Here is a 22217-nt window from a genome sequence, read left to right on the forward strand (position 1 = left end):
GAACCCTGGTTGAACCGCAGGTCACCGCCGTGCTGCCGGCAGGAGGCCGGTGCCCGCGACCGTACCGCCGCGCACCGACGGCCGCCCGGGGAGACGCCCGGCGTGGGCTCGCGGGCGGTCAGCTCCGCAGGTCGCGGTCGGCGGCGGGGACGTCGACCAGGGCGCGCAGGAGGGTCTCCGCCACCTCACGGGTACCGATCCGGCGGTGTCCCGACGCGGACTCGAGGATGTGTCGCGCCTCCTCCTCGGTGCACCCGTTGGTGTGCATGATCGCGCCCACGGCGCGCTCGATGACCAGGGCGTCGGACATGTTGCGGTACAGGCCGGCCGCAGCGTCCTCGAGCTCGGCGAGGTCCAGGTGCACGCGCACCGTCGAGGCGATCAGCTGGGCGTAGCCGTCGGCCGCCGTGAGCAGCGCGGGGGTCCACGGGTCGGGGGACCGCGAGTAGAGGTTGAGCGCCACGGAGACGCCGTCGTCCACGACGGCGGGGACCGCCAGCGCGGACACGTAGCCGTCGTCGAGCGCCTGCTCGCGCCAGCGGTCCCAGCCCTCCGCGTCGGCCACCGTCGGCACGACCCGTACCGAGTGGCGGTCCATCGCGTCGAGGCAGGGTCCGGAGCCCGCCATCGACTCGGCCTGGTCGCACCGGGCGGCCGCCACGGTGCTGCTCCCGGCACGCAACGACACCCCGTGCTCCCGCACCATGACGCTGGCCTCGATGTCGGCGCCGAGCACGGCCGCCGCACGGCGGGCGAACTCCCCGGGGTAGGAAGAGATGCTCATGTACCGGTTCCTTGTCCTGCGGCAGGTGACCCCCCTGTGTGCCGACCGTAGGCACACGTCCGGCCCGCTCGCCCGCAGGAGGGCGTCGCCTCAGCGGGCGCGCGCCGCCTGCAGCGGCAGCCACGGGGACAGGTCCGCGCGCTCGCCCGAGGCATGCACGCGCCCGGCCGCCAGGACGTCGGGCCACGAGGCCCGGCCGGTGACGAGCGCCATCCACGTCTCGACGTCGGTCTCCACGACGTTCGGCGGCGTCCCCCGGGTGTGCCGCGGACCTTCGACGGCCTGGACCGCGCCGGCCTGCGGGACCCGCACCTCCACCGCGTTGCCGGGCGCGACGGCGGCCAGCTCCTCCAGCGTGAACCGCACCGCCGTCGTGGTGGTGCGGTTGTCCGCCTCCCCGGCGAGCCACCGGGCCACCGCGGCGCGCCCCGCGACCGGGTCCGTCCGTCGTCGTGCTGGCATGGCCCACAGTATGTCGGACCCTGGCGCGATGATCCGTCCATGACGACGACGGTGCGTGACCTCCTGGCCGACCAGATCGGCTTCTACTGGGAGTTCCACCTCTGGCCGCGGCTGCAGGGGCTGACCGACGAGGAGTACCTGTGGGAACCCGCGGCCGGCGCGTGGAGCCTCCGCACCGGGGTCGACGGGGTGGTGCGGATCGAGTCGACGACGCCCGAGCCGGAGGTGCCTCCCGTGACCACCGTCGCCTGGCGCATGATGCACCTGGGCCGCGACGTGTGGGGCGCCCGGGCCCGGGCGTTCTTCGGTCCGAGCACCGCGCCCGCGGGCGCCGACATGTTCGACGAGCGCCACTGGCCCGAACCGTTGCCGCTCGACGCCGACGGCGGCCTGGCCGTGCTCCGCGAGGGCTACGAGGCCTGGCGGGAGAACGTGGCGGCGATGGACGACGACGCGCTGGCACAGCCGCTCGGGCCGCGGGGCGGACCGTTCGCCGAGGACTCCATGGCGGCCCTGGTGGCGCACCTCAACCGCGAGGCCATGGCCCACGGCGCCGAGATGTGCCTCCTGCGCGACCTCTACCGCGCGCGCTCCTGACCTCAACGCGCGGCGCCCGGACCGGCGCCGGTCACGGCTGCGCCGCGAGCTCGGCCCGGACCTCGTCGCGCAGCCTGCCGTGCCGCGACGGTTCGGGCGCGGCGGCGAGCAGGGTCCGGGTGTACTCGTGCTGCGGGTCCAGGATCACCTGGTCGCTGGGCCCCTGCTCGACGACCTCGCCGCGGTACATGACGACGATCTCGTCGCTGAAGTGGCGGGCGGTGGCCAGGTCGTGCGTGATGTAGAGGACGCCCAGGTCCTCCTCGCGCTGCAGCCGCGCCAGCAGGTGCAGCACACCGAGCCGGATCGACACGTCGAGCATGGACACCGGTTCGTCCGCGACGAGGAACCGCGCTCCGGGTGCCAGCGCCCGGGCGATGGCGACCCGCTGGCGCTGCCCGCCGGACATCTCGTGCGGGCGCTTGGCGGCGAAGACCTCGGCGGGCGTGAGCTCGACGCTTTTCAGCAGCCGGTGCACGGCCGGCGCGACCTCCTTGCCCCGGGCGACACGGTGGATCCTCAGCGGCCGTTCGAGGTGGTAGGCCACGGGGTGGTAGGGGTTCAGCGAGGCGAAGGGGTCCTGGAAGACCATCTGCACCTGGTGCCGGTAGCGCGCCAGGGCGCGACCGCGCCGCGCGACCGGCTCGCCGTCGAGCAGGATCTGCCCGGACGTCGGCGTCTCGAGCTGGGCGATCATCCGGGCGACGGTCGACTTGCCGGAGCCGGACTCCCCCACGATCGCGACGGTCCGGCCCGCCTCGAGCGTGAACGAGACGTCGGAGACGGCGCGCAGCGTGCCGCGTCGCAGACCGCCCCGGACCCGGAAGTCCTTGACCAGGTGACGGACCTCGAGGGTGCTCATCGCCGTGCCCCTTCGTCGTAGGAGAACTCCCCGAGCAGGCTCGGGAAGGAGGACAGCAGCGTGCGGGTGTACTCGTGCTGAGCGTGCGCGTAGAGCTGCTCGGCCGTGTCCAGCTCGACGATCTCGCCGGCACGCATCACGGCGATACGGTCGGAGATCTCCAGCAGCAGCGGCAGATCGTGCGTGATGAACACGACGGCGAAGCCGAACTTCTCGCGCAGGCGCATGATCTCGCGCAGGATGTCCCGCTGGACCACGACGTCGAGCGCCGTCGTCGGTTCGTCCATGATCATGACCTGCGGGTCGAGCGCCATCGCCATCGCGATCATGACGCGCTGGCGCATCCCGCCCGACAGCTCGTGGGCGAACGCGTCGAGCCGGTCGGGGTCGACACCCACCAGCTCCAGGAGCTCCGCACAGCGCGCCCGCCGCGCCTCCTTGGAGGTGGACGGCCGGTGGGTGGTCAGGACGTCCTCGAGCTGGGCCCGCACGCTGATCACCGGGTTCAGGGAGTTCATCGCCCCCTGGAACACCATCGACACCTTGTCCCAGCGGAAGGCGCGCAGCGCGTCGCCGGCGAGCCCCACGACGTCGGTGTCGGTGCCGTCGACGTCATGGAACGTCACCTGGCCGGACGTCATGACGGCGGGCGGCCTGATCAGCCGGTCGAGTCCGTAGGCCAGGGTGGACTTGCCGCACCCGGACTCGCCGGCGAGCCCGAGGATCTCGCCGCGGTGGAGCGTCAGGGAGACGTCGCGGACGGCGCGCACGGGCGGGTCGACCTCGTACTCGATGGACACGTCCCGCACCGTCAGCACGGGGTCCAGCCCGCGGACGTACGCGGCGTGGGCAGCGGAGCTCAACGGCGCGGCCGCCGTCGTCGTCGGTGCGGTCATGACTGGACCTCCGCCTTCTGCTCGTCCCGCTCGGGGGCGGGACCGACGGCGTCGCCGTCGGACGCGTCGGGCCCGCCGCCGGCCGGCTCCTTGCCGCGCGGGTCGTCGTGGTGGGTGGTGACGTCGAGGCCGGCCCGCCGGGCACGGCGCTGGAGCTTCGCGGCGGCGGGGGCCTGGCGGAGCTTGGGGTCGATGATCTCGTCGATCGCGAAGTTGATGAGGCTCATCGCGCAGCCGAGGACGGCGATCATCAGGCCGGGCGGGACGAACCACCACCAGGCGCCGCGGGTCAGCGCCCCGCCGCCCTGCGCCTCGTTGAGCATCGTGCCCCACGTGATCGAGCCGTTCGGCCCCAGCCCGAGGTAGGACAGCCCGGCCTCGCCCAGGATCGAGAGCACGACCGCGAAGAGGAACTGGGCGGTGAGCAGCGGGAGCAGGTTGGGCATGATCTCCAGGCCCAGCAGGCGCGGCGTGGACTCCCCGGCGACGCGGGCCGCCGAGACGTAGTCGCGGTTGCGCAGCGACCGGGTCTGCAGGCGCAGCACGACGGCGGCGCCGGGCCAGGCGGTGGCACCCAGGATGATCGCGACCACCCACAGGCTGCGTACCTCCAGGTAGCTGGAGACGACGATCATCAGGGGCAGGCCGGGGATGACGAGCATGACGTTCGTGACGAGCGACAGCCCCTCGTCCGTGGCGCCGCGGGCGTAGCCCGCCACGACCCCGAACAGCAGGGACAGCACGATCGCGAGGAGACCCGCGACGACCCCGACCAGCAGGGAACCGCGAGCGCCCTCGGCGAGCTGGGCCAGCACGTCGTACCCGAGGTTCGTGGTGCCGAGCCAGTGGCCGGGTTCGGGCGGGACGAGAACGGGGTTGTCGGAGTCGCGGGGGTCCTGGGTGAGCATCGGCCCGACGAGCGCGAAGAGCACGACGGCGACGACGACGGTGAGGCCGACGGCGAGCTTGCCGTGGCGGGCCGGGCCGGTGCGCAGCCCGCGTCGAGACCGCGGGCGGGTGTTCTGGGGTTCAGTCACGGTGGCGGGCCCTCGGGTCGATGAGGCCGTGCACGAGGTCCATGACCAGGAGTGCGGCGAGCACGGCGAGCGTGATCATGAGGAAGACGCCCTGCATGAGCGCGTAGTCGTTGTTGCGGACCGCCTCGATCATCAGCTTGCCCAGCCCGGGATAGCTGAAGACCTGCTCGGTGACGAGGGAGCCGGCCACGACGAAGGCCAGGGCGACGCCGAACCCGTTCACCGACGGGATGGCGGCGTTGCGCACGGCGTAGGTCAGCGCGATGCGGCGGGTGTCGAGACCTTTTGCCCGCGCGGTGGTGATGTAGTCCTCCGAGAGCGTCGAGACCATCATGTTGCGCATGCCGAGCATCCAGGCGCCGACGGACGAGATGATGATCGTCACGGCCGGCAGGATCGCGTGGTACAGGACGGATCCGACGAACGCCCAGCTCATCTCGGGGCCGTTGAACGTGAACACGTCGTACGCGCCGATGATCGGGAACCAGCCCAGCTCGACGCTGAAGACGTAGATGAACAGCAGCGCGACCCAGAAGTAGGGCAGCGACTGCAGGAGCGTGGTGGACGGGATGACACCGTCCACCCACGACCCGCGCCGCCACCCGGCCCAGGCGCCGAGACCGACGCCCAGGACGAACGACAGGACGGTCGCGGTGCCGACGAGCGCGATCGTCCAGGGCAGCGCCCCGCCGATGAGGTCGGTGACCGGTGTCGGGAACTGCGTCACGGAGACGCCGAGGTCTCCGCGCAGGAGGTTGCCCCAGTAGCTGAGGTACTGCTCCCCGAGGGACTGGTCCTCGGTGGCACCGAGGAGGAGCTGGATGCTCTGCTGGATGGCGGGCGAGATCTCTCCGTTGCGCTGCAGCTTGGCGATCAGGATGGTGTACGGATCACCGGGCAGCAGGCGCGGGAGCAGGAAGTTCAGGGAGACGGCGATCCACAGGGTCACGGCGTAGAAGCCGATCCGTCGGGCGTAGAACCTCATGGTGTCTCGTCGTTCGTCGGGCGCATCGGGCTCCTCCTCGGTACCGGGCTCAACGGGTCACGGTCCGGGTCACTCGGCGCCGGCGAGCTTGCTGAGGATCACGCCCGAGGACGGCCCCTGCCAGGCCGGCGGGAAGAGGTACAGGTCCTCCTCGGTGGGCCAGCCCGTGTAGTCGTCCTGGTTGTAGAAGGTCTGCGAGGCGTTGACGACCAGCGGGATGTACGGCACGTCGTGGACGATGTGCTCCTGGATCTCGGCGTACGCGTCGGCCTTGACCGCCTCGTCGTTCGTGCTGCCGGCCGCCTCGACCGCCTCGTCGACGGCGTCGTTGTCGTACCGGGAGAAGTTCCAGAAGCCGGGCTCCAGCGCCGTCCCGACCGGGGTGGTGTAGTCGCCGGAGAACCAGTCGCGGTAGATCTGGTACGGGTCCGCGATCGAGGTGCCGACGACGCCGCCCATGATGAGCTCGAACTCGCCGGAGACCCGGGCGTCGGCGAACTCGTTCCAGGAGATCGTCGAGGCGACGACCTTGATGCCCGCCTCGGCGGCCTGCTCCTCGATGAGCTTGGCGGCGTTGTTGTAGTCGGTCCAGCCGTCGACGGAGGTGAGCGTCAGCTCGACGGCTTCGCCGTCCTTGCCGTAGAAGCCGTCGGCACCCTTCTCGTAGCCGGCGGCCTCGAGGATCTCGGCGGCCTGCGCCGGGTCCGCGGACTGCTCGATCGCGGCGGGCATGCCGTCCGCGATCCACTTGTCGTCGCGGCCGAGCAGCGCGAACGTCGGCGAGATCTCCTGGGCGAGGCCGACGAAGGCCTTCTCGTTGATCGCGCCCCGGTCGATGGCGACGCTGAGCGCCCGGCGGACGGCGACGTCGGTCTGCTCGCCCTCGCAGCCGAGGTCGGCGTTGGCGCAGGTGTACAGCACCGTCGGGTCGACCGGTGTGTTGAGGTATCCGTAGCCGGCGTCCTCGATGCGCTGCGGCTCGGGCACGAACATCGTGGCCCAGTCGACCTTGCCGGTGGAGAGCAGGTCCTCCGCGGACTGGTTGGAGTCGATGCCGACGTAGCGCAGGTTCTTCACGGCCGGCTCGCCGCCCCAGTAGCCGGGGTTGGCGACGGCCGTGTAGTTGGCGTCGGAGCTGGTCTCGACGAGGTAGGGGCCGGTGCCGACCGGCGCCTCGGCGTTGGCCCAGGCGACCAGGCCCTCGAGGGCCTCGCCGTCCTCGGTCTCGGTGGAGTCGTCCTCGTGGGCGGCGAACACGTGCTCGGGGACGATGTACGTCGAGCCGAGCAGCGCGAACTCGTTGGTGAACTGCGGTTCGTCGAAGCGGAGCACGACGGTCGACCCGTCGATCGCCTCGGCACCGGCCAGGTACGCCGGCTTCGCCGCGTCGTTGGTGAAGGAGTACACGACGTCGTCGGCCGTGAAGGGCTCCCCGTCGTTCCAGGTCACCCCGTCGCGGATCGTGACGGTGAGCTCGGTGCCGTCGTCGTTCCACGTCGCGTCCGTGCCCAGCAGGGGCATCGGCTCGGTGTCGGCGGCCTTGTTGTAGGCGAAGAGCGTCTCGTAGACGCCGCCGTTGGCGACGTGCAGCACCCCGACGGCGTAGGGGTTGAAGTTCGCGGTGATGGGGGTCTGCGACCCGGCCCAGATGACGAGCTCCCGGTCGGTGTCGGCGCCGGCGGCGTCCGTCTCGCCCTGCGTCGTGCCGTCGTCGGGGGTCTCGGCGTCGGTGCCACCGCCGCACGCGGCGGCGAGGAGGGTCACGCTGGCGGCGAGCGCGGTGGCGGTGAGCCAGCGCTGGTGCCTCGTGCGTCCGTGCATGGAGGTCCATCCTTTCGCGGCGCTCCTGCGCGCCGGTCCACGACGCGTCTTCGCGCCGGAGGGGTAACCGCTCGGTTGGCAGGCAACCTAACAAACATCTACCGCAACGGCGCCAGCACCTCCATCGATGTAAGGCAGGAGTGTTACCAAACCGTGTTCTGAGAGCGGTCCCACGCGGGTGGGAGGACCGACGGAGGCCCGGGGCGACTCAGGGAAGTGTGAAGAGGACCCGCCGCTCGGCCACCGACGCCTCCGCCAGGGTCACCCGCACGCGCTCCCCCAGCGGCAGCTCGGCGCCCTCGGCCCCCAGCACGGCGGCCCGCACCGCCGGCTCGCGGAGCATGACCTGCCCTCGGGCCCGCCGCGGACCGCCGTCCCCGCCCGGCGCGGCGTTGGCGTCGACCACCACGGCGTCGAACGGACGCCCGACCCGCGAACCCAGCAGCACCGCCTCGACGATGTCGACGCACGCTCTCTCGAACGTGCTCGCGCGCTGCGCGGCCGACTGCATGGTCCCGGGCAGCCCCGGCAGCGCCGCCAGGGCCCAGTCGGGCACGTCACGGCCGGCCGACTGGGCCAGGCACACCTCGGTGCCGTACCGGTCGACGAGCCGTCGCAACGGTGCCGTCACGTGGGCGTACTCGGCACCGATCGCGGCGTGCCGGGCGTCGGCCGGCAGCTCGACGCGGGCGCCGCCGACGGGCCCCGGCACCCCGAAGGCGAGGTATCCCGCGCCGCGGAACAGCGTCGTCGCCTCGTTGAGGAACGCCGCGTGCGCCGCCCGCCGGGACTCCAGGCGCGGCAGCAGCTCGGCGTACGTCATCTCCTCGGGCCACGCGATGCCCAGCGCCCCGGCCGTGCGCCGCAGCCGCGCGACGTCGCGCGTCGCGGGCGGTGGCAGCGTCCGCAGGACGCCGACCCCGGCCTCCCTCATCAGCCGGGCGGCGGCGATCCCGGTGAGCAGGGAGATCTGCGCGTTCCACTCCTCGATGGGCAGCGTGCGGCGCAGCTCCAGGTCGTAGGCGCCGTCCGCGCGCCGCACCACCTCCTGCTCGGGCACCGCCAGCGAGACCCCGCCGCGCTCCTGCTCGCGCGCGTGCCGCAGCCGTCCGACGTCGGCCAGGAGCGTCAGCGACTCGGGTGCCGTCCCGGCGTCGAGCGCGGTCTGCGCCTCGCCGTACGTCAGGCGTGCCCGCGAACGGACCACGGCCCGCGTGACGGTGGTGCTCGTGATCTCGCCGGAGGAGTCGACCGCGACGGTCCACAGCACCGCCGGCCGGTCCTGGTCGGGCAGCAGGCTGGCCGCGCCCTCCGACAGGACGGCCGGGTGCAGCGGGGTGCGGGAGTCCGGCCCGTAGAACGTCAGCGCCCTGCGATGCACCTCGCGGTCCAGGGCGCCGCCGGGCGAGACGAACGCCGCGACGTCGGCGATCGCGTAGCGAACGATGTAGCCGTGGCCCGACGACGCGACGTGGACCGCCTGGTCGAGGTCCAGGGAGCCCGGCGGGTCGATCGTGACGAAGTCGATGTCCCGGCGGTCCTGCCGGAAGTCCTTGAGGTCGCCCCGCGCGGCGCGTTCCGCCTCCGCCCGGGCGTCGGCGGGGTACATGGCCGGGATGCCCACCTCGGCACGCAGCGCGGCGAGCGCGGACACGACGTCGTCGGGGCTGGCGGGCGCGAGCCGGAGGTCTCGGGTGGGCACGCCACGACCGTAGTTCTGCCCGTGCATGGGCGCGCGCGGAGGGAGACCCTGTTTCGACACGGCCCGTCGCGGCAAAGTATCTTGATGTCAAGCAATCTCGACGTCCTCAGGAGCCGCTCCGCATGACGACCCAGCCTCAGCCGAACCCTGCCCGGATCCTCTACACGTACACCGACGAGGCCCCGCTGCTGGCGACGTACTCGTTCCTCCCGATCGTCCAGGCGTACGCGGCCAAGGCCGGCGTCGAGGTCGACACCCGGGACATCTCGCTCGCCGGGCGCATCCTCGCCCAGTTCCCCGACCACCTCGCCGAGGACCAGCGCGTCGGTGACGCCCTCGGCGAGCTGGGCGAGCTGGCCACGACGCCCGAGGCCAACATCATCAAGCTCCCCAACATCTCGGCCTCCGTGCCCCAGCTCAAGGCCGCGATCGCCGAGCTGCAGGGCCAGGGCTACGCGATCCCGGACTACCCGGAGGAGCCGACGACGGACGCCGAGCGCGACGCCCGGGCCCGCTACGACAAGGTCAAGGGCTCCGCGGTCAACCCCGTCCTGCGCGAGGGGAACTCCGACCGCCGCGCGCCCGCCGCCGTGAAGAACTACGCCAGGAAGCACCCGCACCGCATGGGCGAGTGGTCGGCGGACTCGAAGACCCAGGTCGCCACGATGGGCGCCGACGACTTCTTCTCCAACGAGAAGTCCGTGACCATGCCGGCCGCGGACACCCTCAGCATCCGGCTCCGCACGGCCGACGACACCCAGGTCCTCAAGGACGGCCTCGCCGTCGAGGAGGGCGAGGTCGTCGACGGGACCTTCCTGTCGGTCGCGGCTCTGCACCGCTTCCTCGCCGAGCAGATCGAGCGCGCGAAGTCCGAGGGCGTCCTGTTCTCCGCCCACCTCAAGGCCACCATGATGAAGGTCTCCGACCCGATCATCTTCGGCCACATCGTCGAGGCGTTCCTGCCCGAGGTCTTCGAGCGGTACGGCGCCCAGCTCAAGGCCGCCGGCCTCTCCTCGCGCGACGGGCTGGGCGGCATCCTGTCCAGCGTCGACGCCCTGCCCGACGGCGCGGCCGTCAAGGCGGCCGTGGCCCAGGGCCTCGAGAACGGGCCCGCGCTGGCCATGGTGGACTCGGACAAGGGCATCACCAACCTGCACGTGCCCTCCGATGTCATCATCGACGCCTCGATGCCCGCGATGATCCGCATCGGCGGCCACATGTGGGGTCCGGACGGCGCCGAGCACGACACACTCGCCGTCATCCCGGACTCCTCCTACGCGGGGGTCTACCAGGCCGTCATCGACGACTGCCGGGCCAAGGGCGCGCTCGACCCCGCCACGATGGGCTCCGTGCCCAACGTCGGCCTCATGGCGCGCAAGGCCGAGGAGTACGGCTCGCACGACAAGACGTTCGAGATCCCGGCCGACGGCACGGTCGAGGTCGTGAACGCCGCCGGTGAGGTGCTGTTCTCCCACGACGTCGCGGCCGGAGACGTCTGGCGCGCCTGCCAGACGAAGGACGCCCCGATCCGCGACTGGGTGGCGCTGGCCGTCCGCCGTGCCCGCGAGACCGGCGACCCGGCCGTCTTCTGGCTCGACGCGAACCGTGCGCACGACGCCCAGCTCATCGCCAAGGTGGAGAAGTACCTCGGGGAGCACGACGACCTCGAGGGACTGGAGATCCTCGTCATGGCCCCCGCCGAGGCGACGCGCTACTCCCTGGACCGCATCCGCGAGGGCCTGGACACGATCTCCGTGACCGGCAACGTGCTGCGCGACTACAACACCGACCTCTTCCCCATCCTCGAGGTCGGCACCTCGGCCAAGATGCTGTCGATCGTGCCGCTGATGAACGGCGGCGGGCTCTTCGAGACCGGCGCCGGCGGCTCGGCGCCGAAGCACGTCCAGCAGCTCCTGGCCGAGAACTACCTGCGCTGGGACTCGCTCGGTGAGTTCTTCGCGCTGTCCGCGTCGTTCGAGCACCTGGCCCGCGTGGCCGGCAACGCCAGCGCCCAGGTGCTCGCCGACACCCTGGACCGCGCCACCGGCACGTTCCTCGACCAGGACAAGTCGCCGACCCGGCGCATCGGCGGCATCGACAACCGCGGCTCGCACTTCTACCTCGCCCTGTACTGGGCGCAGGAGCTGGCCGCGCAGACCGAGGACGCCGAGCTCGCCGCGGCGTTCGCCCCGCTCGCGGCCCGGCTCGCCGAGCAGGAGCCGACGATCGTCGACGAGCTCCTCGCCGCACAGGGCAACCCGGTCGACGTCGGTGGGTACTACTACCCGGACGGCGACAAGGCTGCCGCGGTGATGCGCCCGTCGAAGACGCTGAACAGCGCGATCGACACCTTCTGACCCCCGCGAGGTAGCGCAAGGCCCGGCGAGGTAGCACACCTCGCCGGGCCTTGCGCTACCTCGGCAGGAGGTTGCGCTACCTCGGCGGTCACCAGGACCAGCCGCGGGCGCTGAGCTCCAGCTCCTCGCGCAGCCGCTCCTCCTCGCCGGTGTGCTCGTCGGCCCGCAGGGGGACGTCGACGACAGCGAGCCCCGCCACCCGGCAGGCGTCGCGCAGCATCGCGTCGTAGGCGTCCTGCACGGCACGCCAGTGGTGCGCACGCGCGTAGAGCCCGGGGTCGTCGGTCACCGTCCGCAGCTCGCGGGCGAGCTCGCCGAGCCGTACCTGGATGGCGAGCGTCTCCCAGGGGTCAGGACCCGCCCGTCGACGACGACGGCGCGCCACCGCCTCCCGGTGCCCCGCCGAGCGCAGCCAGGACCGTGCCGCCAGCCCGACAGCGGCGAGCCCGAGCGCCAGCAGGTACATCGCAAGCCACGACATCGTGCGCCTCCTGCTCCCATCGTAGTGACGGAACCGCAGCCAGGCGAGCGAAACCTTGCCCGGGCAGGCACGCCTGGCCTTGCTGGCGGACCTGCGGGAACACGCCTAGCCTGGAATCGTTCAAGACAACGAAGCACGGTGACCGCCACCGGGCGATCCCCGAGAGAGCGAGGAGCACCATGACCACTCCGTCGATCCACCGCAGCACGGACCGGGCCACCGCGTCCGAAAAGCTCCACGGCCACGTGCAGCGGGTCCTCGTGGCCCTCGTCGACCTGCACGTCCAGGGCAAGCAGGCGCACTGGAACGTGACCGGCCGCGGCTTCCGCGACCTGCACCTCCAGCTCGACGAGCTGGTCGACGTCGCCCGCGAGCACAGCGACACCGTGGCCGAGCGGCTGCGCGCGCTGCAGGCGGTACCGGACGGGCGCGCCGAGACCGTCGCGACGAAGACCGACCTCTCGCCGTACCCGGCCGGCCTCGTCTCCGTCGGCGACACCGCCGACGCCGTCGCCGAGCGCATCGCCCAGACCGTCGAGGTCGCCCGCGAGGTGCACGACGACGTCGACGCCGAGGACCCGACGACCGCCGACCTGCTGCACGAGATCATCGCCGACCTGGAGAAGCAGGCGTGGATGATCTCCTCGGAGAACACCGAAGCCTGAGTCGATCTGCTCCGGCGTGCCCGCGCACCCGGGCACACGACGGCGCGGCCCCTCGACGAGGGACCGCGCCGTCGTGGTCCTGACTCCGCCCTGCGGCTCAGACGACGCCGAGCGAGATGATGGCGTCGGCCACCCGGGTGAACCCACCCACGTTGGCGCCCACGACGTAGTCGCCGGGGGCGTCGTACTCGTCGGCGGTCGCGAGGCACTGGTCGTGGATCCCGGTCATGATCTCGCCGAGCCGCTGCTCGGTGTACTCGAAGCTCCAGGAGTCCCGCGAGGCGTTCTGCTGCATCTCCAGCGCCGACGTGGCCACGCCCCCCGCGTTGGCCGCCTTGCCCGGCCCGTACGAAACCCTCTGCTCGCGCAAGAAGGCCACCGCCTCGGGCGTGCAGGGCATGTTGGCGCCCTCAGCGACCGCACGCACGCCGTTGGCCACGAGCTGCTTGGCGTCCGCCCCGGTGAGCTCGTTCTGCGTGGCGCACGGCAGGGCGATATCAGTCGGCACGTCCCACACGCTGCCCTCCGCCACGAACCGGGCGGCGGGACGGCGGTCGACGTAGTCGGACACCCGCCCGCGCTCGACCTCCTTGATCTGCTTGAGCAGGTCGAGGTCGATGCCGGCCTCGTCGACCACGTACCCCGAGGAGTCGGAGAACGTGATCACTCGGCCGCCGAGCTGCTGAGCCTTCTCGGCCGCGTAGATCGCGACGTTCCCGGACCCGGAGACGGAGACGCGCAGGCCGTCGACGTCCTGCCCCTCGGTCGCCAGCATGCTCTGGGCGAAGAGCACGCACCCGTAGCCGGTCGCCTCCCTGCGGACGAGCGAACCGCCCCAGGTGAGCCCCTTGCCGGTCAGGACACCCGACTCGTACCGGTTGGTGATCCGCTTGTACTGGCCGAAGAGGTACCCGATCTCGCGGGCACCCACCCCGATGTCCCCGGCCGGGACGTCGGTGTACTCACCGATGTGCCGGTACAGCTCCGTCATGAACGACTGGCAGAACCGCATGACCTCACCGTCGGAGCGGCCACGCGGGTCGAAGTCCGAACCGCCCTTGCCGCCGCCGATGGGCAGACCCGTCAGGGCGTTCTTGAAGACCTGCTCGAACCCGAGGAACTTGACGGTCCCCAGGTAGACGGACGGGTGGAAGCGAAGGCCACCCTTGTACGGGCCGAGGGCGGAGTTGTACTCCACCCGGAACCCGCGGTTGATCTGCACCCGGCCGGCGTCGTCGACCCACGGCACGCGGAAGATGATCTGGCGCTCCGGCTCGCAGATCCGCTCGAGGACGGCTGCCTCGGTGTACTGCGGGTTCTTGCGCAGCACCGGGACGAGCGACTCGAAGACCTCGCGCACAGCCTGGTGCAGCTCCGCCTCGCCAGGGTTGCGCCGCAGCACCTCGTCGAAGGTGTCCTGCAGTCGGTCTTCCATCGGTACTCCTCAGCTCGGTGGCGGACGCGCGCCGGGGCGCAGGTCTCGGGCGGTCCGGCCACTATGACGCGCTCGTGCGAGACGAGCGAACCGTCTCGTTGATCGAGACAGCATCTACGGAAAGGTCGACCCTGCCTCAGCCGAAGATGCGGGGAAGGGTGCCCTCGTGCGCCGTGCGCGCCTCGTCCAGGGCGATCTCGAACGACTCGTCGCCGAACGCGACCGACAGCGACGGGCCGCCGGTCACGCCCAGCCGCGCGACCGGCACGCCCGCCGCCTCGGCGGCGGCCACGACCTCGGCCTCCCGCTCGGGCGCGACCGCGACCAGCGCCCGGGCGGTCGACTCGCTGAACAGCGCGGCGAACGGGGTCACTCCGTCGCGCGCCGTCAGGGCGTCGAGCGACACGGCGGCGCCGACGCCGTAGCGCAGCGACGCCTCGAGCAGCGACTGCACGAGCCCGCCCTCGGACAGGTCGTGCGCGGCGCTCGCGGCGCCGGACCGCCGCGCCTCCACGAGGACGCCCGCCAGCGCGCGCTCGGCGGTGAGGTCCACGCGCGGCGGCAGGCCGCCGAGGTGGTGGTGCTCGACGTCGGCCCACGCGGAGCCGTCGAGCTCGTCGGCCGTGGCGCCGAGCAGCAGCACGGGCTCGCCCTCGGTGCGCCAGCCGGACGGCAGGGCGGTGCGCACGTCCTCCAGGACGCCCAGGACGCCGACCACCGGGGTCGGGTGGATCGACGAGTCGATCTGCCCGGGCTCGCCGGACCCGTTGTACAGCGAGACGTTCCCGCCCGTGACGGGGACGCCCAGCTCCTGGCAGGCGTCGGCGAGGCCCTCGATCGCCTCGACGAGCTGCCACATCGAGTCGGGGTGCTCCGGGGAGCCGAAGTTCAGGCAGTCGGTGACGGCGAGCGGCGTCGCGCCCGTGGTGGCCACGTTGCGGTACGCCTCGGCCAGCGCGAGCTGGGCGCCGGCCCGCGGGTCCAGCTTGCCGAACCGGCCGTTGGCGTCGGTGGCCAGGGCCACACCCAGGCCGGTCGACTCGTCGACACGCACCACGCCGCCGTCGTCGGGCTGCGACAGCGCCGTGTTGCCCTGCACGTAGCGGTCGTACTGGTCCGTCACCCAGGCGGGCGAGGCGAGGTTCGGCGAGGCGAGCAGGCGCAGCGCGGTGGCCCGCAGCTCGTCCGCGGCCTCCGGCCGGGCGAGCCCGAGACCGGCGACCGAGGCCTTCTGCAGCTCGTCCTGCCAGACGGGCCGTGCGTACGGGCGGTCGTAGACCGGGCCCTCGTGCGCCACGGTCTTCGGGTCGACGTCGACGATCCGCTGCCCGTGGTGGTCGATGGTCAGGCGGCCCGAGCCGTTGACCTCGCCGATCACGGAGGTCTCGACGTCCCACCGGTCGGTGATCGCCAGGAACGCGTCGAGCTTCTCCGGCGTGACGACGGCCATCATCCGCTCCTGCGACTCCGACATGAGGATCTCGCCGGCGTTGAGGGACGGGTCGCGCAGCAGGACGTCGTCGAGGTCCACGTGCATGCCGCCGTCGCCGTTGGAGGCGAGCTCGGAGGTCGCGCACGAGATGCCCGCGGCACCGAGGTCCTGGATGCCCTCGACGACCTTCGCCGCGTAGAGCTCGAGGCAGCACTCGATGAGCACCTTCTCCATGAAGGGGTCGCCCACCTGCACGCTCGGCCGCTTGGCGGGCACGCCGTCCTCGAACGTCTCCGAGGCGAGGATGGAGGCGCCCCCGATGCCGTCGCCGCCGGTGCGCGCGCCGAACAGGATGACCTTGTTGCCGGTGCCGGAGGCGTTGGCGAGGTGGATGTCCTCGTGCCGCAGCACGCCGAGGCACAGCGCGTTGACGAGCGGGTTGCCCTGGTAGCAGGAGTCGAACACGAGCTCGCCACCGATGTTCGGCAGGCCCAGCGAGTTGCCGTAGCCACCGACACCCGCGACCACGCCGTGCACGACGCGCGCGGTGTCGGGGTGGTCGACCGCCCCGAAGCGGAGCTGGTCCATGACGGCGACCGGGCGGGCGCCCATCGAGATGATGTCGCGCACGATCCCGCCGACGCCCGTCGCGGCGCCCTGGTAGGGCTCGACGTAGCTGGGGTGGTTGTGCGACTCGACCTTGAACGTCACGGCCCAGCCGTCGCCGATGTCGACGACGCCCGCGTTCTCGCCGATGCCGACGAGCAGGTGCTCGGTCATCTCGGGCGTCACCCGGTCGCCGAACTTCCGCAGGTGGTTCTTCGAGGACTTGTAGGAGCAGTGCTCGGACCACATGACCGAGTACATGGCGAGCTCGGCGGCCGTGGGACGGCGTCCGAGGATGTCGCGGATCCGCTGGTACTCCTCGGCCTTGAGCCCGAGCTCGCCGTACGGCTGCTTCTCGTCGGGGGTCGACGCGGCGTTCTCGACGGTGTCGAGCGTCGGGCGCGGGGTCGGCGGGGTGGCGGCACGGTCGGCAGCGGCGGTCATCAACTTCCCTCGGGTCGCACGGGATGCCGGACCGGGTGATCTCCGTGCCATGCGGCGGTCGCCGCACGGCGACGGGATCCGGCGTCGGTCCGGGCCAGGTCGCGCGCGACCCGTGCCCCGGCGGCGGTCCACGAGCGCGGCTCGACGCGGGACGGGGCGGCGCAGGGTCAGTCTACCGGCGCGGGCCCGGTCCTCGGCGCGTCGGCGTCGCGGCCGTCCGAGGAGTCGGTGACCACGTGCGTCGCGGCGTCGTGGTGCTCCCGCGCGAGCTCGGCGGCCATCGACCGGAGGAAGTCGCGCACCGCGGGGCGGGCCGACGGCGGCACCGCCCGCGCAATGCCGAGCATGCGGGCGTGCATGCCCCCGAGCCGCTCGCGGACCTCGTGGTGGGCGTCGTGCGTGGCCGCGACGACGACGGAGCGGCGGTCGCTGGGGTGCGGCAGGCGCTCCAGGTGCCCCGACCGGCAGAGCCTGTCGACGAGCTTGGTGGTGGCGGCGGTGGAGATGTCGAGCCGGGCGCTCAGCATCCTCGGCGTCACAGGCTCGCCGCCCTGCTCGCACTCGATGACGTAACGCAGCGCGCGCAGGTCGCTGACGTTCATGTCCATGTCACGGCTCGCGCGCTGCCGCATCTCCTCGTCGGCGCGACGGAAGGCGCGCACGGCGTCGAGCAGCCCGCGCGCCTCGGTGTCCGCGGTGCCGTACCAGTACGGCGACGATTCGGTGCTTGCCTGCGTCACGGAGACATCGTAGCCTCCCTGTGGTTAGTATCTCGCCAATAAAGATACTTACTCAGCAGGGTGAGGATTGCGAGGCACGGCGTGACCCGACGACAGCCGGACAGCCAGCGGGAGGGCGCGCACCCGACGGGACCGCCCGAGGTGCTCGACGACGTCCTGTGCGCCGGGTGGTCGGGACTCGCTCCGTGCACCATGCTGGAGGACGTGCTGAAGACGGCGGAGCGCAGGCAGGCGGTGCACCCGTCCGCCCTTCCGCTGCCAGCAGGAACGCGCCCAGGCACCGCCGCCGACGCCCGCACGGCCGTTGAGGCCGCCGCGTGACCGCCGCGTCCGGCCCGGGCTCCGACTTCGACCGCGCCGCCCGGCGTACCGCCGCCGCCGTCGTCGACACCTACTCGACGTCGTTCGGCTGGGCCTGCCGGCTCCTCGGACCGGCGGTCCGCGACCACGTGCGCGCCGTCTACGCGCTCGTGCGGGTGGCCGACGAGATCGTCGACGACGTCGCGGCCGACCTCACCGCCGCCGAGCGCGACGAGCTCCTCACCGCGCTGGAGCAGGAGGTCGCGCTCGCCACGAAGCGCGGCTACAGCCACGACCTCGTGGTGCACGGGTTCGTGCGCACCGCCCGCCGGTTCGCGATCGGTGCCGACCTGATCGACCCGTTCTTCGCCTCGATGCGCACCGACCTGACCGTCACGACGCACGACGACGAGAGCTTCGCCCGCTACGTGCACGGCTCCGCCGAGGTGGTCGGCCTGATGTGCCTGCGCATCTTCGTCGACGGCGCCGACGGGGCGTACGGCCGGCGCGCGGCCGGGGCTGCCCGGCTCGGTGCGGCCTTCCAGAAGGTGAACTTCCTGCGCGACCTCGCCGACGACGTCGACGCCCGCGGGCGGAGCTACTTCCCCGCCCTCGACCCCGCCGCGTTCGACGAGGCGACCAAGGACCGGCTGCTGGACGACATCGAGGCCGACCTCGCCGTCGCCCAGCGGGCGGTCAGGGACCTGCCGCGCTCCAGCCGGGTCGCGGTGCAGGTCGCGCACGACCTCTTCGCGGAGCTCGCCCGACGGCTGCGTGCCACGCCGGCCGGGACGCTGCGCCACCGGCGGGTCCGGGTCCCGGACGCCGTCAAGGCGCGGATCGTCGCCGGGGCGCTCGCGCGGGAGGTGCGGCGATGAGGGTCGTCGTCGTGGGCGGCGGCATCGCCGGGCTCGCCACCGCCGGGCTGCTCGCCCGGGACGGGTACGACGTCGAGGTCCTGGAGCGCCACCCGGAGGTCGGCGGCCGCGCCGGCTCCTGGGAGGCCGACGGGTTCCGCTTCGACACCGGGCCGTCCTGGTACCTGATGCCCGAGGTCTTCGACCACTGGTTCCGGCTCATGGGGTCCACCGCCGACGCCGAGCTCGACCTGCACCCGCTCGACCCGGCGTACCGGGTGTTCTTCGAGGGCCACGCCGACCCCCTGGACGTCGACCGGGACCGCGCCGCCAACGCCGCCGCCTTCGAGGGGATCGAACCCGGCGCCGGGGCCCGGCTCGAGCGCTACCTCGACTCCGCGCACGACACCTACGACATGGCGGTGCGGCACTTCCTCTACACGACCTTCGCGTCCTGGCGCGGCCTCGCCTCCCCGGAGGTGCTGGCGCGCCTGCCACGCCTCGGCACGTTGCTGGGCCGGTCCCTCGAGTCGTTCGTCGCCGGCTCGTTCGACGACGTCCGCCTGCGCCAGGTCCTCGGGTACCCGGCGGTCTTCCTCGGTTCCTCGCCGGACCGCGCCCCGAGCATGTACCACCTCATGAGCGCCCTCGACCTCGACGGCGGCGTGCGCTATCCCCAGGGCGGGTTCCACGCCCTCGTCGCGGCCGTGGCGCGGACCGCCGGGCGGGCCGGCGCCCGGGTGACCACGGGCGCGCGCGTCACGCAGGTCACGACGGCGTCCGGACCCGGCCCCGGGCCGGGCCCGCGCCGTGCCCACGCCACCGGGGTGCGCTGGACCGACGCCGCCGGGGCCGTGCACGAGACGCGCGCCGACGTCGTCGTCGCGGCCGCCGACCTGCACCACGTCGAGACCGAGCTGCTGCCCCCCGCGCTGCAGACCTACCCACAGCGCTGGTGGGACCGCCGGGACCCGGGCCCCGGGGGCGTGCTCGCGATGCTGGGCGTGCGCGGGCGGCTGCCCGAGCTCGCTCACCACTCGCTCTTCTTCACCGCCGACTGGCGTGCCAACTTCGGTGACATCGCCGCCGGGCGGGTGCCCGACCCGGCGTCGCTGTACGTGTGCGCACCCTCGCGCACGGACCCGACGGTCGCCCCGGCCGGCGACGAGAACCTGTTCCTCCTGGTGCCGGTCCCCGCCGACCCCGGCATCGGTCGTGGCGGGGTGGACGGCGCGGGCGACGCCGTCGTCGAGCAGGTGGCCGACGCCGCGATCGACCGGGTCGCCGACTGGGCCGGCGTGCCGGACCTGCGCGACCGTGTCGCCGTCCGCCGGACCGTCGGACCGGGCGACTTCGCCGCCGACCTGTCGTCGTGGTCGGGCGGGATGCTCGGTCCGGCGCACACCCTGCGGCAGAGCGCCATGTTCCGCGCCGGCAACCGGTCCCGCCACGTGGGCGGGCTGCTCTACGCGGGCGGGTCCACCATCCCTGGGATCGGCTTGCCCATGTGCCTCATCAGCGCGGAGCTCGTGCTCAAGCGCCTGCGGGGCGACACCACCGCCGGCGCCGTGCCCGTGCCGAGCACGACGACGGCGGGAGCCCCATGACCTGGGACCACTTCGTCTACCTCGGGCTGCTGCTCGGAGCGCTGGGGTGCATGGCCCTGATCGACCACCGCGCCCGGCTGCTGCTCTTCTCGGCGCACCCGGTCCGCGGCGCCGTCGTGCTGCTCGTCGGCACCGCCGTGTTCCTCGCCTGGGACGTCGTCGCGATCGCGGAGGGCTACTACGAGCGCGGCGGCGCGGCGATGACGGGCATCGAGCTGGCCCCGCACCTGCCCCTCGAGGAGCTGTTCTTCATCCTGTTCCTCTGCTACGTCACGCTGGTGCTGCACGGCCTGCTCGCACGGTGGTCCGCCGGACGCGCCCGCCGATCCGGGAGGAGGATCCGATGACGTACGCGCTGCTCGCCGTGCTGGTCGTGGCCGGCTCGCTGGCCGTCGCCGTGGTCGCCACGGTGGTGCGCGGGCTCGGGGCGCGCTGGTGGACCGCCGTCGGCCTCACCGCCGTCGTCCTCATGATCCTCACGGTGGTGTTCGACAGCCTGATGATCGACGCCGACCTGTTCCGCTACGGTGGCGACGCCCTGCTGGGGCCCACCGTCGGGCTGGCGCCCGTCGAGGACCTGACCTGGCCCGTCGTCGCCGCGCTGTTGTTGCCGAGCCTGTGGGCGCTGGCCACACCGAGGGAGACGCCCGCATGACCACCCCGACCGTGCACGGAGCGGCCGCCGCGCTGCGACAGGTCGTCGGGTCCTCGCGCCCGATCAGCTGGATCAACACCGCCTACCCGTTCGCGGCCGCGTACGTCATGGTGGGCGGCATCGCCGGCACCGGCGTGGCCGAGCTGGTGCTCGGGACCCTGTACTTCCTGGTCCCGTACAACCTGCTGATGTACGGGCTCAACGACGTCTGGGACTACGAGTCGGACCTGCGCAACCCGCGCAAGGGCGGCATCGAGGGAGTGGTGCTGTCTCGGCGCTGGCACCGCCTGACCGTCTGGGCGGCGGTCCTCACCAACCTGCCGTTCCTCGCCTACCTGGTGGTGGTGGGCGACGCGGGCTCGACGGCGGTGCTCGCCGTGAGCGTGTTCGCCGTCGTCGCGTACTCCGCACCCCGGCTGCGCTTCAAGGAGCGCCCCGTGCTGGACTCGGCGACCTCCAGCACGCACTTCGTCAGCCCCGCGGTGTTCGGTATCGCGCTGGCCGACGGGGCCTTCACCGTCCCCGTGCTCGCCGCCCTGGCCGGGTTCTTCTGCTGGGGCATGGCCTCGCAGGCGTTCGGCGCGGTGCAGGACGTCGAGGCGGACCGCGCGGCAGGGCTCGGCTCCGTGGCCACCTGGCTCGGGGCGGGCCGTACCGTGCGGGCCGCCATGGCGTGCTACGCCCTCGGCGGGCTGGTGCTGCTCGCCACGGGCTGGCCGGGGATGCTCGCGGCCCTGCTGGTGGTGCCCTACGTGGTGAGCATCGCGCCCTTCCGCGACCTCGACGACGCCGACTGCGAGCGGGCGAACGCCGGCTGGCGGCGCTTCCTGTGGCTCAACATCGTCACCGGGTTCCTGGTCACGCAGCTCCTGATCTGGATCGCTCTGCGCTGACCGGCGCCTCGATCGCCGCGAGACCCGCTGCGGCGGCCCCCAGCACGAGCCCGACGGCGGCGTGCGGGGCACGCACCCCGCGGCCTCGGAGCCGCTCGGCGAACCGGTAGGTCCACCGTTCGCCCAGGACGGCGAGGGTGCCGACCACCACCACCCCGCCGACGACGGCCGCCGTGGCGGCCACCGCCCGCCCGGCACCGACGCCGTCCTGCGCCGGCGGCTCGGGCGTCGTGGACTGGAGCGTCGTGGCCTCGGGCGCCCCGGAAGGCACCTCGGAAGGCACCTCGGCGGACAGCTTCGCGGACCGGATCTCGTCCTGGACGTCCCGGACGGCCGCTCGGGCCTCGGCGCCCTCCCGCGTGGTCGCCGCGCCGAGGGCGACGCCTGCCGCCAGCACGGCGGTCTTGGCCAGGGCGCGGGCCCACCGGGGGCGGACGACGTCGGGCACCGCGTACCAGGCGAAGGTCGTGATCCCGCTGATCGCGACGGACCGGAGGTCCACACCGGCAGGTTCGGACGACGGACGGGCAGGGCTGTCGGTCTGGCTCATGTGGAGGCCAACGAGCCGGTGCATCGGCCGGTTCCCCGCCGACGGCGAC

Annotated in this window: 21 protein-coding genes; 8 read left to right on the forward strand and 13 right to left on the reverse strand. The window is 72.7% G+C overall.

All coding sequences use genetic code 11. From position 1 onward, the window contains the following. Positions 1-118: 118 nt before the first annotated feature. Both AC3RJ8_RS15365 and AC3RJ8_RS15370 read right to left on the reverse strand, forming a co-directional pair. On the reverse strand, positions 119-784 hold the full coding sequence (locus tag AC3RJ8_RS15365) for an ANTAR domain-containing protein (RefSeq protein ID WP_489713416.1): 666 nt from the start codon (positions 782-784) through the stop codon (positions 119-121). Positions 785-874: 90 nt separating this feature from the next. Next, positions 875-1246, reverse strand: coding sequence for a sterol carrier family protein (locus AC3RJ8_RS15370; protein WP_489713417.1), 372 nt, complete (start codon positions 1244-1246; stop codon positions 875-877). Positions 1247-1285: 39 nt separating this feature from the next. On the opposite strand from AC3RJ8_RS15370, the gene AC3RJ8_RS15375 reads away from it, so the two are divergent. Then, positions 1286-1843, forward strand: coding sequence for a DinB family protein (locus AC3RJ8_RS15375; protein ID WP_489713418.1), 558 nt, complete (start codon positions 1286-1288; stop codon positions 1841-1843). A gap of 31 nt (positions 1844-1874) precedes the next feature. On the opposite strand, the gene AC3RJ8_RS15380 is transcribed toward AC3RJ8_RS15375, so the two are convergent. From AC3RJ8_RS15380 to AC3RJ8_RS15405, 6 genes are all read right to left on the reverse strand, one after another. Beyond that, positions 1875-2705 carry an ABC transporter ATP-binding protein gene (locus AC3RJ8_RS15380; RefSeq protein ID WP_489713419.1) on the reverse strand — a complete coding sequence of 277 codons (831 nt, stop codon included), beginning with the start codon at positions 2703-2705 and terminating at the stop codon, positions 1875-1877. Further along, positions 2702-3601 carry an ABC transporter ATP-binding protein gene (locus AC3RJ8_RS15385; RefSeq protein ID WP_489713420.1) on the reverse strand — a complete coding sequence of 300 codons (900 nt, stop codon included), beginning with the start codon at positions 3599-3601 and terminating at the stop codon, positions 2702-2704. Before AC3RJ8_RS15385 ends, AC3RJ8_RS15380 begins: the two co-directional genes overlap by 4 nt. Continuing rightward, a complete protein-coding gene (locus AC3RJ8_RS15390) occupies positions 3598-4638 on the reverse strand; it encodes an ABC transporter permease (protein WP_489713421.1) in 1041 nt (346 codons plus the stop codon). Before AC3RJ8_RS15390 ends, AC3RJ8_RS15385 begins: the two co-directional genes overlap by 4 nt. Continuing rightward, positions 4631-5623: an ABC transporter permease gene (locus tag AC3RJ8_RS15395; protein WP_489713422.1), complete on the reverse strand. Its 993-nt coding sequence runs from the start codon at positions 5621-5623 to the stop codon at positions 4631-4633. The genes AC3RJ8_RS15390 and AC3RJ8_RS15395 overlap by 8 nt, the downstream gene beginning before the upstream one ends. Positions 5624-5692: 69 nt before the next feature. After that, the gene (locus AC3RJ8_RS15400) at positions 5693-7444 is read right to left on the reverse strand and encodes an ABC transporter substrate-binding protein (RefSeq protein WP_489713423.1); all 1752 of its coding nucleotides are present in this window, start codon (positions 7442-7444) and stop codon (positions 5693-5695) included. Positions 7445-7652: 208 nt separating this feature from the next. Then, positions 7653-9146: an RNB domain-containing ribonuclease gene (locus AC3RJ8_RS15405; RefSeq protein WP_489713424.1), complete on the reverse strand. Its 1494-nt coding sequence runs from the start codon at positions 9144-9146 to the stop codon at positions 7653-7655. Positions 9147-9268: 122 nt separating this feature from the next. Here AC3RJ8_RS15405 and AC3RJ8_RS15410 point away from each other — a divergent pair, with 122 nt between their 5' ends. After that, entirely contained in the window at positions 9269-11503 is a 2235-nt protein-coding gene (locus AC3RJ8_RS15410; protein ID WP_489713425.1) for an NADP-dependent isocitrate dehydrogenase, read from the forward strand. 88 nt (positions 11504-11591) lie between these two features. Here AC3RJ8_RS15410 and AC3RJ8_RS15415 read toward each other — a convergent pair whose 3' ends face one another. Continuing rightward, positions 11592-11984, reverse strand: a complete 393-nt coding sequence (locus AC3RJ8_RS15415; protein ID WP_489713426.1) for a hypothetical protein — start codon at positions 11982-11984, stop codon at positions 11592-11594. Positions 11985-12163: 179 nt separating this feature from the next. On the opposite strand from AC3RJ8_RS15415, the gene AC3RJ8_RS15420 reads away from it, so the two are divergent. Beyond that, positions 12164-12649, forward strand: coding sequence for a Dps family protein (locus AC3RJ8_RS15420; protein WP_489713427.1), 486 nt, complete (start codon positions 12164-12166; stop codon positions 12647-12649). 97 nt (positions 12650-12746) lie between these two features. Here AC3RJ8_RS15420 and gdhA read toward each other — a convergent pair whose 3' ends face one another. The 3 genes from gdhA to AC3RJ8_RS15435 all read right to left on the reverse strand — a co-directional run bounded on the left by gdhA (position 12747) and on the right by AC3RJ8_RS15435 (position 17306). After that, the gene (gene gdhA, locus AC3RJ8_RS15425) at positions 12747-14084 is read right to left on the reverse strand and encodes an NADP-specific glutamate dehydrogenase (RefSeq protein ID WP_489713428.1); all 1338 of its coding nucleotides are present in this window, start codon (positions 14082-14084) and stop codon (positions 12747-12749) included. 136 nt (positions 14085-14220) lie between these two features. Next, entirely contained in the window at positions 14221-16566 is a 2346-nt protein-coding gene (gene purL, locus AC3RJ8_RS15430) for a phosphoribosylformylglycinamidine synthase subunit PurL (protein WP_489713429.1), read from the reverse strand. A gap of 167 nt (positions 16567-16733) precedes the next feature. After that, complete coding sequence (locus AC3RJ8_RS15435; RefSeq protein WP_489713430.1) at positions 16734-17306, reverse strand: MarR family winged helix-turn-helix transcriptional regulator; 573 nt, start codon at positions 17304-17306, stop codon at positions 16734-16736. A 317-nt stretch (positions 17307-17623) separates the two neighbouring features. Here AC3RJ8_RS15435 and AC3RJ8_RS15440 point away from each other — a divergent pair, with 317 nt between their 5' ends. Genes AC3RJ8_RS15440 through AC3RJ8_RS15460 form a run of 5 tightly spaced genes read left to right on the forward strand, consistent with a single transcriptional unit; the run spans position 17624 to position 21618 of the window. Beyond that, positions 17624-18484: a phytoene/squalene synthase family protein gene (locus AC3RJ8_RS15440; protein WP_489713431.1), complete on the forward strand. Its 861-nt coding sequence runs from the start codon at positions 17624-17626 to the stop codon at positions 18482-18484. Next, positions 18481-20070: a phytoene desaturase family protein gene (gene crtI / locus AC3RJ8_RS15445; protein WP_489713432.1), complete on the forward strand. Its 1590-nt coding sequence runs from the start codon at positions 18481-18483 to the stop codon at positions 20068-20070. The genes AC3RJ8_RS15440 and crtI overlap by 4 nt, the downstream gene beginning before the upstream one ends. Continuing rightward, a complete protein-coding gene (locus tag AC3RJ8_RS15450) occupies positions 20067-20417 on the forward strand; it encodes a lycopene cyclase domain-containing protein (protein ID WP_489713433.1) in 351 nt (116 codons plus the stop codon). The genes crtI and AC3RJ8_RS15450 overlap by 4 nt, the downstream gene beginning before the upstream one ends. After that, the gene (locus AC3RJ8_RS15455) at positions 20414-20725 is read left to right on the forward strand and encodes a lycopene cyclase domain-containing protein (protein ID WP_489713434.1); all 312 of its coding nucleotides are present in this window, start codon (positions 20414-20416) and stop codon (positions 20723-20725) included. The genes AC3RJ8_RS15450 and AC3RJ8_RS15455 overlap by 4 nt, the downstream gene beginning before the upstream one ends. Beyond that, positions 20722-21618: a prenyltransferase gene (locus AC3RJ8_RS15460; protein WP_489713435.1), complete on the forward strand. Its 897-nt coding sequence runs from the start codon at positions 20722-20724 to the stop codon at positions 21616-21618. The genes AC3RJ8_RS15455 and AC3RJ8_RS15460 overlap by 4 nt, the downstream gene beginning before the upstream one ends. Here the strand turns inward: AC3RJ8_RS15460 and AC3RJ8_RS15465 are convergent. Continuing rightward, positions 21584-22120 (reverse strand): hypothetical protein, encoded by a 537-nt coding sequence (locus AC3RJ8_RS15465; protein ID WP_489713436.1) that lies wholly within the window; start codon positions 22118-22120, stop codon positions 21584-21586. The genes AC3RJ8_RS15460 and AC3RJ8_RS15465 overlap by 35 nt on opposite strands. Positions 22121-22217: the final 97 nt, after the last annotated feature.

It is taken from the genome of Isoptericola sp. MSGPD8_1_ISO-PGPR-S23-394, assembly GCF_058072785.1.